The sequence below is a fragment of the Brevibacillus sp. NRRL NRS-603 genome, from assembly GCF_003013445.1.
GTDB classification, from domain to species: Bacteria; Bacillota; Bacilli; order Brevibacillales; family Brevibacillaceae; genus Brevibacillus; species Brevibacillus formosus.
Window position 1 is genome coordinate 262,187 of record NZ_PXZN01000011.1, and the last position, 13,481, is coordinate 275,667.

Sequence of the window (13,481 nt, forward strand, 5' to 3'; positions counted from 1 at the left end):
AACGATGACTGCCATAGTCTGGTTCCGTCGGGATCTGCGCTTGCACGACCATGCTGCTTTGCACGCAGCTACGTTTACAGGTGATCCGATTATTCCTGTTTATATAGTGGAGGATTCGCTTTGTCGTTCTGCGGCTGTAGGGGATAAGCGACTGCATGCACATTTTTCTGCGATAGCTGCACTCGATGAAGCTTTGGCTCAACTGGGAGGGCGCCTCTTGATTCGCCACGGCAACCCACATCAAGTGCTCTGCCAATTAGTGGAAGGGACGGGTGCAAATAAGCTGTTTTTCAATCGGGATTATACGCCAGAGGCTCGCAAGCGAGACGAGCTCGTGTCAGAAGTGTTGAGCAGTCAAGGCGTATTTGTACATACATGCAAGGATTTGGTATTGCATGAGCCCGGGGAAATTATGACGAAGCAGCGGACACCGTATGCGGTTTTTACACCTTATCGCTGCGTTTGGCAGATGCTCCCCAAAGACCGGCCACTCCTTCAGCCGACAAGATGGAATCTATTTGATCGGTTGAAGGAGTTGGAGAGTGAGTCAGTCCCTACTGTGGAAGCGTTTGGACGAAAACGACCGATCGGCTCTGAGTGGGAAATGGAGCAGTTCGGGGAGCGAACAGCACGTAAACGATTGCAGCAATTTTTAGATGGTGACATTTATACGTATAAAGAACAACGCGACATGCCAGGAGTGAATGCGACCTCCCGGCTGTCTTTTGCCCTAAACGCAGGTGCTCTGTCTATACGAACGGTGTATCATAGCGTACAGGAAGTGCTTGCTGATGCGCGGGGTGAGCAGGTTGCCTCGATCGAAGCTTTTCTTACGGAACTCATTTGGAGAGAATTTTATCAGCAGGTGCTTTATTTCCATCCACACACGACTAACCATGCCTACCTGCCGCAATTTGAAGAGGTCGCTTGGGAGAACAGGAAGGACCTGTTTGCTCGCTGGTGTCATGGCGAGACGGGCTACCCGATTGTGGACGCTGCTATGAAGCAGTTGAATGAGACGGGATGGATGCACAATCGGCTGCGGATGATTACTGCTTCCTTTTTGACAAAGGATTTACTTGTGGATTGGCGTTGGGGAATGGCCTATTTCGCACAGCACTTGATCGATTTCGATGAAGCGGCAAACATTGGGGGATGGCAGTGGAGTGCTTCGACTGGTACCGATGCGCAACCTTATTTTCGGATTTTTAATCCTGTCACACAAGGGGAAAAGTTTGATCCGGACGGCGTTTTCGTCAAAAAATATCTTCCCGTACTGCGTGAAGTACCTCTACAATATATTCATAAACCGTGGGACATGCCGGAGCATATCCAAGAGCAAGCAGAGTGCAGGATTGGCTTCGACTACCCGCTTCCTTGTGTGGACCATGCACAAAGAAGAAAGCTGGCCATGGCCTTGTTTCAGGAGGCAAAAGAACGCCATGCAAAGACTGAGTAACAACTTTTAGGCAAAGGGAGACAGAGACGTGGCACAACTATATTTTCGGTATGGAGCAATGAATGCTTCCAAATCCATTCAATTATTGACCGTTGCCCACAACTACGAGCAATCGGGGAAAAAAGTAGTAGTGTTTACTCCAGCAGTTGATGATCGCTATGGCGTGGGAAAAGTGGCTTCGCGTGTTGGGATTAGCCGAGAAGCGATTCCGATTAGCGAAGAGACGGACCTGTATCAAATCGTAGAGGCAGAGTCAGTCAAGCCGCATTGCGTGTTGGTTGACGAGGCTCAGTTCATCAGTCGCCACCATGTGGATCAGCTCGTCAGGATCGTAGACAAGCTGGGAATCCCCGTAATCGTCTATGGCTTGTTGAAAAACTTCAAGAATGAGCTCTTCCCTGGCAGCGCCGCCCTTCTATGCGAGGCTGATAAAGTAGAAGAAATTAAAACGGTTTGTGTATATTGCAATAAAAAGGCAACGCATATTCTCAAGTTCAAAAATGGACAACCCGTCTACTCCGGGGAGACGATTGAGATTGCTGGGAATGATACATACAGCAGCGTCTGTCGCAAGCATTACTATACCCCTCCAGTTGCCGAATAACAAAAGCATAGCCACCCCCTGTTTGTCCCGTGCATGAGCCCAAGAGGCGATGCGCAGACTAAGCAAAACAGGAGGTGGCTTTTTCATGCGGACACAGCCTAATTGGCTTTTGCGCAGCTCGCGTGTTGTTCTGGGCTTGGTTGTACTTACGACTGTCCTCACTGTGGGATGCGGGGGAAATACGGCTAGGCAACAGGGCTATAGTACGGATGTGAGAAATACACAGCACAATATGAAGATCAGAGGGGATCAAAGCGGCAATACACTTCAAGGCCGTGCGCCTGTTGCTGCGGATCGTGACCCGTTAATGGGACGCAATCAAAATCCGAATATGGTGATCGGCCACTGGAACTCACGTAATACCCAAGTCGACGTGACCAATATGGAAAGGATGGCCATGTCGGTAAAAGGTGTGGAAAACGCTCGCATCACACTCAGCGATGCCAATGCATATGTTACTCTTGACCTTGTGCATAACATCACTGCGAATCAAGCGCGAACCATCGAGCAGCAGGTGATTTCGCTTCTTCAGGAAAGAATCCCGCGTTACGATTTTCACTTAACCTCGCATGACGGTTACCATCGCTGACAGGTGAGCAGGACGTATGTAGCAAGGCTCGGCATTGCCGGGCCTGTTTGGCATCGGTAAAACATTTCCAGTTATAATGCACTTTGACTTCTTGCGCCATTCCTCCTATAATTTATCTGTTATAACCGTTTTTATGGTAGATAGCATTTTATCGCAATTCATATCTAACATACATGCTACCAAGGCTTCGCCTGCGCCAAAAGGCTATTATTCTTTGCGATGGGGTGAAATAAAAATGTTTACACGCTTATCAGCAGTCGAAGAGCGTTTTGAAGAAGTAACCAATCTCCTATGTGACCCCGACGTCATTAGTGATACAAAACGCTTGCGTGAACTGTCCAAGGAACAATCTTCGTTGGAAGAGACGGTAACGACATACCGTGAATATAAATCAGTGGTGGGTCAAATTGATGACGCCAAAGCGATGCTGGAAGAGAAGCTGGATGACGAGATGCGTGAAATGGTCAAGCTCGAACTCAACGAATTGTCAGCACGCAAGGAACAACTGGAAGATCGCTTGAAGATCCTGTTGCTTCCAAAAGACCCGAACGATGAGAAAAACGTGATTGTGGAAATCCGCGGTGCTGCGGGTGGCGATGAAGCTGCACTGTTTGCGGCGGTGCTGTTCCGTATGTACACGCGTTTTGCGGAGCGCAACGCTTTTAAAATTGAAGTGCTGGAGGCAAGCCCAACCGATATTGGCGGATACAAGGAAATTGTCTTCTCGTTGTCTGGCCGCGGTGCTTATAGCAAAATGAAGTTCGAAAGCGGCGCGCATCGTGTGCAACGCATTCCGGCTACTGAGTCCGGTGGGCGCATCCATACTTCTACTGCAACTGTTCTGGTTCTGCCAGAAGCAGAAGACGTGGAAGTGGAAGTACACGAAAAAGATATCCGCATCGATACGTTCTGCTCCAGTGGTGCAGGCGGTCAGAGCGTTAACACGACCAAGTCTGCGGTTCGCGTAACGCATATTCCTACAGGGATCATGGTTTCTTGTCAGGACGAGAAATCCCAGCATTCCAACAAAGACAAAGCGCTGCGTGTATTGCGTGCTCGTCTGTATGATTTCTACATGCAACAACAAAATGCGGAAGCAGATGCAACGCGCAAAAGCTTGGTGGGTACTGGTGACCGAAGCGAGCGCATCCGCACGTACAACTATCCACAAAGCCGCGTGACCGACCACCGCATCGGTCTGACCCTGCACCGACTGGAATCGGTATTGGAAGGCGAATTGGATGAAGTGATCGACAACCTGATCCTGCATGAACAAACGGAGCTTTTGAAAAGCCATGCACACTCAGCTTGATTGGTCTGATGTCACGACGATTCGAGAAGCCCTATTACGGGCTTCTTCCTTTTTGCGGGAAAAAGGGACGAAGGATCCTTTGTTCGAAGCGGAGCTAATGATTCGTCATTGTCTCAACTGGGATCGGACACGCTTTTTAATGGCGATGACGGATTCAATCGATGCAGAAACATTGGTGAAGCTGGACGGACTGTGCATGCGCAGGGCGAATAACGAGCCATTGCAATACATGTTTGGCGAACAGGAGTTTTACGGACGTCCTTTTACGGTGCGACCAGGGGTGCTGATCCCAAGACCGGAAACGGAGATACTGGTGGAGCAAGTGCTGGCTGCCGCAGCAAAGCTCTGGCCTGAGAGCGAAGAGCTAGCGGTGGTGGATATCGGCACAGGGAGCGGAGCCATCTGCATTACACTCGCGCTAGAAAAACCGCAATGGCGTGTGACTACGGTGGACCTGTCTCCTGAGGCAACGGCAATTGCTCGGGAAAATGCAGGGCGTCTTGGGGCAGATGTCCGCTTTCTACAAGGGGATTTGGTGCAGCCGCTTTTGGAAGCAGGCGAAAAGGTAGACATCCTTGTGTCCAATCCACCTTATATCCCGAGCCGCGATGTCGAGGAGCTGGACGATGAAGTGCGCGTACATGAACCGCGCTTGGCTTTGGATGGCGGTGAAGATGGTCTGGATTGCTATCGTCGCCTGTGTGAGGCACTGCCGAGTCTATTAAAAGATAGAGCGGTCGTAGCGTTTGAGGTAGGCATTTATCAGGCTGGGGATGTAGCGGCATTGATGAGGGCATCCGGTGTCATGGATGAGGTAGAGATTGTTCCAGACTTGGCGGGGATTGAGCGGGTTGTTGTCGGAGTGAGACGATAGCACTGACTCGTCTCGCCTTTTTTACATAGGGAATGAATGTTTGAAATCGTGTGAATCCGTCCATACTGATTGCTAAAGAGAGAAGATCAGTATAGAGGGAGACGGATAACGATGAAACGGATGTTGTTGATGGCGTTTAGCCTGTTTATGCTTATGATGAGCTGGGAGGGGCAGCTTACTTCGGCCAATGTGTTGGATAATGGGCCGATCCCTCAGGAATCCGTTCGCTTGCGCATTATTGCGAACAGCGATTCTGTCCAAGATCAATGGTTAAAGCGCGAAGTCAGAGATGCGATTATCGCTCAAATGAATACGTGGGCGGATGATATCGAGACATTGGAGGAAGCAGAGCAAGTGATTCAATCACAATTGCCTGTCCTTCAACAAGTGGTAGACAAGACGATCAAGGAACGCGGTTTTTCTTACAAAGCTGTAGTCGATTTCGGCGAAGTCCCTTTTCCGACGAAGCTGTACGGCTCCTATGTGTACCCTGCGGGTAATTACCGAGCAGTCCGTGTACAAATCGGGGAGGCAAAAGGTCAAAACTGGTGGTGTGTCCTGTTCCCGCCGCTCTGCTTTATTGACATGTCAAATGGCGACGCTGTAAAGGCAGAGCCAACTCCAGAGCCTGAAGAAACTGAGCAAACGACCGCAGCTGTATCCGAGGAAGTAGCGGTCTTACCCCTAGAAGAAAACGAAGTAGAGCTACATTCCGAAACTAAGAAAGTGGACGCTGAGCAAACAAAAGTAGAAGTGGAAGAGTCCGAAGAGGTAGAAAAAGCAGAAGAAGTAACGGCCTCTGCTCCTGAAGTAGAAGTGAGATTTTACTTATGGGAAAAAATCGAGGGCTGGCTCTCCTAAGCTGGACATAAAAAACGACACCCGCCGCTCGTGCAGGTGTCGTTTTGAATTGCTGCGATTACTTTTTGAATAAAGCCTCACGAATCTCAGACTTCAACAAATCTTGGTAACGCTGAGCAGGGATCGCGAACTCTGGCATTCCCGCTGCATAGGCGGCAATTTCGTATTGACCAAAATGGATCATCAGGTTGCCATCTTTAAAAGAGAAGCCTTGATCCTCTCTGATGCTTTCGAATCCATCGTAAGGATTAAAGCCATCCGCCTCGGTTTTTTCTTTTATTTGTTGCAAAATGATTTGATTGAAAATGGTACGGTAGTCATGGCCGGACTGGAACAGATCAGCCAGCTTCAATTGTTTTGATTTGGTTTGATTATCGATGTTGTAATACGTAACATCCGTCATGCCATGTGCTCCGCCTGTATATATGTACGTCTGTACAGAGAAAGAAACGAGATTGCCAGCATTGTATACCTCATAAGAGATGTCGAGCGCATGAGGGCGTGGCTCCCATCCGTGCTTTTTCGCTTCTGCCGCATCTGCTTTCCCGGCTTTTTGTCCTTCCGCCAAGCCTGTTTGCGCTTCTTTCAGCAGAGCAGCGTTCAGTTTTGCTTCAAAAGCTTTATCCTTCATCCCGCTTATCACTGGGATGGATACTTTACCTTGAAATTCTTTCGTATCGACCGTAATGGTTTTTGGTGTGAACACGACACCGTTTGCTTGTGGCTTTGGCGCTTGCACAGCTGGTTTTGCGGAGGCTGCAGGTGAAGCAGGTGCTGCAAATACTGGGGCAGCGACGGCTGTTAACAATACAGCTGTGCCAAGCAGGCTGGAAGTTAAGGATTTAAAAGATGACATTTCATTCACGGTCCTTTCGATAAAGGGAAAGTTATTGTTTTGTTTTCGTGTTCATTCTACTACAAGGCTAAGACGGAGGAAGTTAAAAAAAGGTAACAAGGCTCCCTTTTCCACGCTGTTCAGAAAAGTTATTCACAAGTTACCCACAGCCTGTTGAAAACTTTTTTGTGCACATCTATACTTAAGGCACTCCTTACAAAGAAACGAGCTAGAGAAAGGATTTTTTAACGATGGAAATGAATTTTGTGACAAAAGTCTGGTCTGTGGATAACGATGTGGAAAATCAGCATAGTTGTGCACAGATTGTGGATGCAGCCCGTTTTCTTCGAGAAGGGGCTGTTGTCGCGTTTCCCACAGAGACGGTTTACGGCTTGGGAGCGAATGCATTATCAAATGAAGCAGTGGAAAAAATATTTACAGCAAAAGGCAGACCCAGTGATAATCCGCTGATTGTACATATTGGAGCGTGGGACCAGTTGTCCACAGTAGCAAGTGAGGTTCCGGAGAAAGGGAAAAAACTGATGGAGGCATTTTGGCCTGGACCCTTGACGGTGATTTTGCCAAAAACCGATCAGGTAGCTTCGCTGGTAACGGCAGGACTGGATTCTGTCGGGGTTCGCATGCCTGATCATCCGATTGCCTTGGCTTTGATCAAGGAAGCGGGAGTACCGATTGCAGCTCCGAGCGCCAATCGCTCTGGACGTCCGAGTCCTACGACTGCGGCGCATGTATTGGCTGACTTGGATGGACGCGTAGCAGGAGTGGTCGATGGTGGGGCAACAGGTGTTGGGGTAGAGTCTACTGTGATTGATGTGACACAGGACCCGCCCATGATTCTGCGCCCAGGCGGCATTACACGGGAGCAAATGGAACCAGTAATTGGCTATGTGGAGCTCGATCCTTCTTTTCAAGTGGGAGCAGCCGAGGCACCGCGCTCTCCAGGGATGAAATATACGCATTACGCTCCAGAAGGCGAAATGTGGCTAGTATCAGGAGAGAGTGAAAAAGCTCGGGCAAAAATGGAAGACATGCTGCAACAGGCGAAGCAACACGGTCAAAAAACGGGTGTGCTGGCAACGGAAGAAACAGCTCCCTTTTGGCAAAGCCACGTGTCGGCAGATGTCGTTCTTGTGGTCGGATCACAAGCGGATCTGGAGGCGGTTGCCCAACAGCTGTACGCAGTGCTGCGAGAATTCGACGATCGAGAAGTGCAGTATATTGTTGGGGAGACTTTCCCGCGAAACGGGTTAGGTATGGCCGTGATGAATCGCTTGGAAAAGGCTGCTGGAGGCCGTGTCTTGTCCGTGTAAACCTGTCCTAAACTCCCCCTTGTCCGCATAAGGTGAAGAGACGGGAGGGGAGCTGCTTGGACCAGGTGTTATTCCAATGGGGGCAATTTTTGACGTTGCTCATTATTGCTTTCGCCTTAAGTATGGATGCCTTTTCGTTAGGAATTGGCGTAGGAATGGTTGGCATTCGGTTACGAGAGATTATCAAAGTAAGTATCACCATCGGACTGTTTCACATTATGATGCCGATCATCGGGATTGTCGTTGGAGCGTACTTGTCCGATTTGATTGGAGATATAGCCGTGTTTATTGGCGGTGGGGTCCTGATGATCATCGGCTTGCATATGCTATGGAATGGCTTTGTTCAAGGGGATCAAAAAAGTGTGTTGAAGACAAAAGGGTTCGGACTTATGCTCTTCGCATTTAGTGTCAGCCTGGATGCTTTCACCGTCGGTTTCTCGTTCGGCTTGATCGAGGTCAATAGAATTTTGGCCATCTCCCTGTTTGGAGTAATGGGTGCCACGATGTCTTACTTCGGCTTATTGTTAGGCAGGAGTGTGGGAGGGTGGCTTGGCGAATACAGCGAATTAATAGGTGGACTTATTTTGTTTGGTTTTGGGTTAAAATTTATGATATAACCGGACTAATTATCAGGAGAGGAGGAACCATACGTGAAACGGATACTTTTCGTCTGTACGGGAAATACGTGCCGAAGCCCAATGGCAGAAGCGATGTTCCGTGCGAAGACAGACGGACAGGGGCTTGAAATACGCTCAGCTGGCGTGGCGGCATTTGCCGGTCAGGATGCCTCCTTGCACGCCAAACAAGTATTAGAAGAGCGAGGAATTGCCCACGATCACAAGGCCAGCAAGGTAGACGATGGGTTGATTGAATGGTCTGATGTCATTTTGACGATGACGCACGGTCACAAGCGCGCGATCTTGACGTATTTCCCCTCAGCCGCTGAAAAGGTGCATACCCTACAAGAGTTCGTGGGGATAGAAGGCTTTAGTGATATTGCTGACCCATATGGGGGATCACTGATGGATTATCGCAGGTGTGCCGAAGAAATCGAAGAGTCACTGGAAAGGCTCTCATTGATGCTCAAGGACCCAGCTCTTCGTAAATCAGTGGATGAATAGGGTGCTGGTGTATAGCCAGGGCCTTGTTTTTTGTGAGAGTACGAACAATTTTTTAGTGACTTGATAAAAATGTTCACTTTTTACTTATGACTTTTTGATGTATACTAGACGAAGATTATGAGACAAGCGAGGGATGACAGATGAAAGTAGCACTTGCTGCTGATCACGGTGGATACAAGCTAAAAGAGGAGATCAAGACTCTGCTGGCCTCCATGAACATCCAAACGGAAGACTTCGGCTGCACCTGCGAGGAATCGGTTGATTATCCCGATTATGCTTTGCCAGTAGCGGAAAAGGTGGCAGCGGGGGAGTTTGATCGAGGCATTCTCGTTTGCGGAACAGGTATCGGCATGTCGATCGCAGCCAACAAGGTTCCAGGCATCCGTTGTGCACTTGTGCATGATACGTTTTCTGCACGCGCAACCCGTGAGCATAACAACACCAATGTGTTGGCGATGGGTGAGCGGGTCATTGGACCGGGTCTTGCGCTTGATATCGTGAAAATTTGGTTGGAAACAGAGTTTCAAGGTGGTCGCCACGAGCGCCGTGTGGAAAAGATTTCCCAAATTGAAGCGAAGCATGCGGGAGTGAAGTAAGTGGATTTATCCGCTATCGAAAAACAAATCAGTGAAATTGTCGAAGAAGTAGCCGATTTGGCGGAGCTGAAAGCTGGACAGCTTATGGTGATTGGGTGCAGTACCAGCGAGGTGCTCGGGGAGCATATTGGAAAAGCTGGCAGCCAAGATGTAGCGAAAGCTTTGTATCGCGGGATCCAATCTGTTGTAGAGAAACGCGGCTTTGCTGTTGCCTTTCAATGTTGTGAACATTTGAACAGGGCTCTAGTCGTCGAGCGCGATGTTGCGTTGCGATACGGACTGGAAGAGGTCTCGGTTGTTCCCGTTCCGACTGCTGGAGGCTCTATGGCTGCGCATGCATTTACACAGTTCACGGATGCAGCCGTTGTAGAGCACATTCGCGCGCATGCAGGCATAGATATCGGCCATACGCTTATCGGCATGCATCTGAAGCATGTGGCAGTACCGGTTCGTCCGACATTGCGTCTCGTTGGACAAGCACATGTTACGGCAGCCCGCACACGTCCCAAGCTGATTGGCGGACCGCGCGCCGTGTATGAGAAAACACCACCAAATGAAAGCTGCACGTAAAAGAGGAGGAGAAACTACTATGCTAGATTTTTTACGTAAACAAGACCCACAAGTAATGGAAGCCATTCAATTGGAGCTCGGAAGACAACGCGACAAGATTGAGCTGATTGCTTCTGAAAACTTCGTAAGCCGCGCAGTTATGGAAGCAATGGGAACCGTTTTGACGAACAAATACGCAGAAGGTTACCCAGGCCGCCGCTATTACGGTGGTTGCGAGTATGTGGATATCGTGGAAAACATCGCGCGCGACCGCGTAAAAGAAATTTTCGGCGCTGAGCATGCAAACGTACAACCACACTCCGGTGCTCAGGCGAACATGGCAGTATACTTCACGATTCTTCAGCCAGGCGACACCGTATTGGGAATGAACCTGTCCCACGGTGGTCACTTGACGCATGGTAGTGCAGTAAACTTCTCCGGTACTCTGTACAATTTCGTTGACTACGGTGTAGATGAAGATACTCACCTGATCAACTATGAAGTTGTTCGTGCAAAAGCATTGGAGCACAAGCCAAAACTGATCGTTTGTGGGGCGAGTGCCTATCCACGTACGATTGATTTTGCTAAATTCCGTGAGATCGCGGATGAAGTGGGCGCGTACTTCATGGTCGACATGGCGCACATCGCTGGTCTGGTTGCGGCAGGTCTGCATCCAAATCCAGTGCCGCATGCACATTTTGTTACTTCTACGACGCACAAGACTCTGCGTGGACCGCGCGGCGGTTTGATTTTGTGCAAGGAAGAATTCGCGAAGGGCATCGACAAATCCGTATTCCCAGGCGTTCAAGGTGGTCCGTTGATGCATGTCATCGCAGCAAAAGCGGTTGCCTTCGGCGAAAACCTGCAACCAGAATTCAAGGATTACGCAAATCGCATCATCAAGAATGCTCGTGCGTTTGCTGAGGCACTGACTGCTGAAGGTCTGACGCTTGTTTCCGGCGGAACGGATAACCACCTCGTATTGGTTGATGTAAGCAAAATCGGCCTGACTGGTAAAGTAGCTGAGCATCTGCTGGACGAAGTAAGCATTACAACGAACAAAAATACGATTCCTTACGATACACAAAGCCCGTTTGTTACAAGCGGTGTGCGCATGGGTACGCCAGCAGTTACAAGCCGCGGTTTTGATGAGGAAGCAATGAAAGAAGTAGCAGCGATTATCGCTCTGACATTGAAAAATCCAGAGGATGCTGCGAAGCACGAGGAAGCACGCCAACGTGTGGCAGCTTTGTGCCAACGCTTCCCGATGTATGAAGGCTTGAATATCTAAGCAAGGCAACGAGAAGCAGACCCAGTGGAAATTTTCCCATAGGGGTCTGCTTTTCTTTACTTCCCGGCTGTTGCCAGGGGTCAAGGAAGGCAAAAAGTACGAAGATTAGGCAAATTGACGGCTCAACTCTCACCAGCTATTATAGAAAGGATGTATTGATAGGGAAACGGAGGAAATGACATGAGCCGTGTATATGTGTTTGACCATCCGCTGATTCAGCATAAAGTTACGTATATTCGTGACAAGAATACAGGGACCAAGGAATTTCGCGAACTGGTAGATGAAGTGACTACTCTAATGGGCTATGAAATTACCCGTGATATGCCGTTGGAGGAAACTACGATCGAAACGCCAGTGGCTACCTGTCAGTCGAATGTAATTGCTGGTAAAAAAGTAGGGTTGGTACCGATTCTTCGTGCTGGTCTTGGTATGGTGGATGGCCTGATGAGGTTGATCCCTGCTGCCAAAGTAGGACACGTGGGTCTTTACCGCGATCCGGAAACCCTGCAGCCTGTTGAGTATTATGTGAAGCTGCCATCCGATGTTGCTGAGCGTGAGTTGATTGTAACTGACCCGATGCTGGCGACTGGTGGTTCTGCTGTTGCCGCTCTTACTGCTTTGAAAAAACGTGGAGCGAAAAACTTGAAACTGATGTGCCTCATCGCTGCTCCAGAAGGCATCAAGCTAGTTCAGGACGAACATCCTGATGTAGATATTTACGTAGCGGCTGTTGACGAATATTTAAACGACCATGGATACATCGTGCCAGGCTTGGGCGATGCGGGTGACCGCTTGTACGGCACGAAGTAGTCGGAGAGGGAAAAACGGATGAAAACTGTAAAAGTAATGACGGTATTCGGCACACGTCCGGAAGCGATTAAAATGGCGCCACTTGTCCATGAATTGAACAAGTACAGCGAACAGATTGAATCGGTCGTTTGCGTGACGGCTCAGCATCGTCAAATGCTCGATCAGGTTTTGGACATTTTTGATATTCAACCAGACATTGATTTGAACATCATGAAGGATCGCCAAACGCTGGTGGGTGTGACCACTCGCGCATTGGAGAGCCTGGATGAAACGATGAAGGAAGTAAAACCGGACATTGTTCTCGTACACGGGGATACGACAACCACTTTTGTGGCGAGTCTGGCTGCTTTTTATAATCAAGTCGCGATTGGCCACGTGGAAGCGGGCTTGCGCACATGGGACAAGTACTCGCCGTTCCCGGAAGAGATGAACCGTCAGTTGACAGGTGTAATGGCTGACCTTCACTTCTCTCCGACCAATGGATCGGCTGACAATCTTCGTCGCGAAGCAAAGCCGGAAAAGAGCATCTACGTGACAGGAAACACAGCGATTGACGCGTTGAAAACAACGGTTCGCGAGGATTACACGCATCCGGTGCTTGATCGCGTAGCTGGTCAGAAGCTGGTACTGATGACGGCACATCGCCGCGAAAATTTGGGCGAGCCAATGCGCCGTATTTTCCGTGCAGTTCGAAGACTGGTTGACGAGCATCCTGAGATTGCAGTTGTGTATCCGGTTCACTTGAATCCTGCTGTACAAGAAGTGGCGCAGGAGATTCTCGGAAACCACGATCGCATTTCGTTGATCGAACCATTGGATGCCCTTGATTTCCACAACTTTGCTCGTCGTGCTCATCTCATCCTGACCGATTCCGGCGGGGTACAAGAGGAAGCGCCGTCTCTTGGCGTACCAGTCCTGGTTCTGCGCGATACGACAGAACGCCCTGAGGGGATTGAAGCAGGCACGTTGAAGCTCGTGGGTACCGACGAAGAGCAAGTGTATGCAATGGCAAAAGAATTGCTGACCAACCAATCGGCTTACGATGCGATGGCACACGCTGTCAACCCGTACGGGGATGGCGAGGCTTCCCGTCGTATCGTAGAAGCAATCCTCTATCATTTTGGTTTGCGAGCTGAACAACCAGAGCCTTTCCAACCAGGTCAGTAACATACAGCTAGGAAAACCCGCCAGGTACCGTTCGTCAAAACCGGGCGGGTTTCTTGTTGTAGAGGGATTTTTTGGTTTTAGT

The 13,481-nt window shown here is 49.4% G+C and carries 15 protein-coding genes; 14 read left to right on the forward strand and 1 reads right to left on the reverse strand.

Annotated elements, in window-relative coordinates; genetic code table 11:
* Positions 1-4: 4 nt before the first annotated feature.
* The 6 genes from C7R94_RS07215 to spoIIR all read left to right on the forward strand — a co-directional run bounded on the left by C7R94_RS07215 (position 5) and on the right by spoIIR (position 5,699).
* On the forward strand, positions 5-1,459 hold the full coding sequence (locus tag C7R94_RS07215) for a cryptochrome/photolyase family protein (RefSeq protein WP_106779477.1): 1,455 nt from the start codon (positions 5-7) through the stop codon (positions 1,457-1,459).
* Positions 1,460-1,487: 28 nt separating this feature from the next.
* Complete coding sequence (locus C7R94_RS07220) at positions 1,488-2,063, forward strand: thymidine kinase (protein ID WP_007725515.1); 576 nt, start codon at positions 1,488-1,490, stop codon at positions 2,061-2,063.
* Positions 2,064-2,148: 85 nt separating this feature from the next.
* Complete coding sequence (locus C7R94_RS07225; protein ID WP_047069835.1) at positions 2,149-2,652, forward strand: sporulation protein; 504 nt, start codon at positions 2,149-2,151, stop codon at positions 2,650-2,652.
* Positions 2,653-2,887: 235 nt separating this feature from the next.
* On the forward strand, positions 2,888-3,964 hold the full coding sequence (gene prfA / locus C7R94_RS07230; protein ID WP_106779479.1) for a peptide chain release factor 1: 1,077 nt from the start codon (positions 2,888-2,890) through the stop codon (positions 3,962-3,964).
* Positions 3,948-4,838 carry a peptide chain release factor N(5)-glutamine methyltransferase gene (gene prmC, locus C7R94_RS07235; protein ID WP_047069833.1) on the forward strand — a complete coding sequence of 297 codons (891 nt, stop codon included), beginning with the start codon at positions 3,948-3,950 and terminating at the stop codon, positions 4,836-4,838. Before prfA ends, prmC begins: the two co-directional genes overlap by 17 nt.
* 111 nt (positions 4,839-4,949) lie before the next feature.
* A complete protein-coding gene (gene spoIIR / locus C7R94_RS07240; protein WP_106779482.1) occupies positions 4,950-5,699 on the forward strand; it encodes a stage II sporulation protein R in 750 nt (249 codons plus the stop codon).
* Positions 5,700-5,757: 58 nt separating this feature from the next.
* On the opposite strand, the gene C7R94_RS07245 is transcribed toward spoIIR, so the two are convergent.
* Positions 5,758-6,555 carry a DUF3298 and DUF4163 domain-containing protein gene (locus C7R94_RS07245; protein ID WP_106779484.1) on the reverse strand — a complete coding sequence of 266 codons (798 nt, stop codon included), beginning with the start codon at positions 6,553-6,555 and terminating at the stop codon, positions 5,758-5,760.
* Between the two features lie 230 nt (positions 6,556-6,785).
* Here C7R94_RS07245 and C7R94_RS07250 point away from each other — a divergent pair, with 230 nt between their 5' ends.
* The 8 genes from C7R94_RS07250 (at position 6,786) to wecB (ending at position 13,399) form a co-directional block, all read left to right on the forward strand.
* Positions 6,786-7,865, forward strand: coding sequence for an L-threonylcarbamoyladenylate synthase (locus C7R94_RS07250; protein ID WP_106779486.1), 1,080 nt, complete (start codon positions 6,786-6,788; stop codon positions 7,863-7,865).
* A 56-nt stretch (positions 7,866-7,921) separates the two neighbouring features.
* Positions 7,922-8,482: a manganese efflux pump MntP gene (locus C7R94_RS07255; RefSeq protein WP_047069829.1), complete on the forward strand. Its 561-nt coding sequence runs from the start codon at positions 7,922-7,924 to the stop codon at positions 8,480-8,482.
* Between the two features lie 33 nt (positions 8,483-8,515).
* The gene (locus C7R94_RS07260; RefSeq protein WP_047069828.1) at positions 8,516-8,986 is read left to right on the forward strand and encodes a low molecular weight protein arginine phosphatase; all 471 of its coding nucleotides are present in this window, start codon (positions 8,516-8,518) and stop codon (positions 8,984-8,986) included.
* Positions 8,987-9,126: 140 nt separating this feature from the next.
* Entirely contained in the window at positions 9,127-9,582 is a 456-nt protein-coding gene (gene rpiB / locus C7R94_RS07265) for a ribose 5-phosphate isomerase B (RefSeq protein ID WP_007725502.1), read from the forward strand.
* The gene (locus C7R94_RS07270) at positions 9,583-10,152 is read left to right on the forward strand and encodes a TIGR01440 family protein (protein WP_047069827.1); all 570 of its coding nucleotides are present in this window, start codon (positions 9,583-9,585) and stop codon (positions 10,150-10,152) included.
* Between the two features lie 19 nt (positions 10,153-10,171).
* Positions 10,172-11,422, forward strand: a complete 1,251-nt coding sequence (locus C7R94_RS07275; RefSeq protein ID WP_047069826.1) for a serine hydroxymethyltransferase — start codon at positions 10,172-10,174, stop codon at positions 11,420-11,422.
* Between the two features lie 180 nt (positions 11,423-11,602).
* Positions 11,603-12,232 (forward strand): uracil phosphoribosyltransferase, encoded by a 630-nt coding sequence (gene upp, locus C7R94_RS07280; RefSeq protein ID WP_047069825.1) that lies wholly within the window; start codon positions 11,603-11,605, stop codon positions 12,230-12,232.
* An 18-nt stretch (positions 12,233-12,250) separates the two neighbouring features.
* The gene (gene wecB, locus C7R94_RS07285; protein WP_047069824.1) at positions 12,251-13,399 is read left to right on the forward strand and encodes a non-hydrolyzing UDP-N-acetylglucosamine 2-epimerase; all 1,149 of its coding nucleotides are present in this window, start codon (positions 12,251-12,253) and stop codon (positions 13,397-13,399) included.
* Positions 13,400-13,481 lie beyond the last annotated feature (82 nt).

Coding starts and splice junctions, on each gene's coding strand:
- prfA (WP_106779479.1), top strand. CDS start 2,888: ATGTTTACACGCTTATCAGCAGTCGAAGAGCGTTTTGAAGAAGTAACC.
- C7R94_RS07275 (WP_047069826.1), top strand. CDS start 10,172: ATGCTAGATTTTTTACGTAAACAAGACCCACAAGTAATGGAAGCCATT.
- C7R94_RS07225 (WP_047069835.1), top strand. CDS start 2,149: ATGCGGACACAGCCTAATTGGCTTTTGCGCAGCTCGCGTGTTGTTCTG.
- wecB (WP_047069824.1), top strand. CDS start 12,251: ATGAAAACTGTAAAAGTAATGACGGTATTCGGCACACGTCCGGAAGCG.
- C7R94_RS07250 (WP_106779486.1), top strand. CDS start 6,786: ATGGAAATGAATTTTGTGACAAAAGTCTGGTCTGTGGATAACGATGTG.
- C7R94_RS07245 (WP_106779484.1), bottom strand. CDS start 6,555: ATGTCATCTTTTAAATCCTTAACTTCCAGCCTGCTTGGCACAGCTGTA.
- C7R94_RS07215 (WP_106779477.1), top strand. CDS start 5: ATGACTGCCATAGTCTGGTTCCGTCGGGATCTGCGCTTGCACGACCAT.
- rpiB (WP_007725502.1), top strand. CDS start 9,127: ATGAAAGTAGCACTTGCTGCTGATCACGGTGGATACAAGCTAAAAGAG.
- spoIIR (WP_106779482.1), top strand. CDS start 4,950: ATGAAACGGATGTTGTTGATGGCGTTTAGCCTGTTTATGCTTATGATG.
- upp (WP_047069825.1), top strand. CDS start 11,603: ATGAGCCGTGTATATGTGTTTGACCATCCGCTGATTCAGCATAAAGTT.
- prmC (WP_047069833.1), top strand. CDS start 3,948: ATGCACACTCAGCTTGATTGGTCTGATGTCACGACGATTCGAGAAGCC.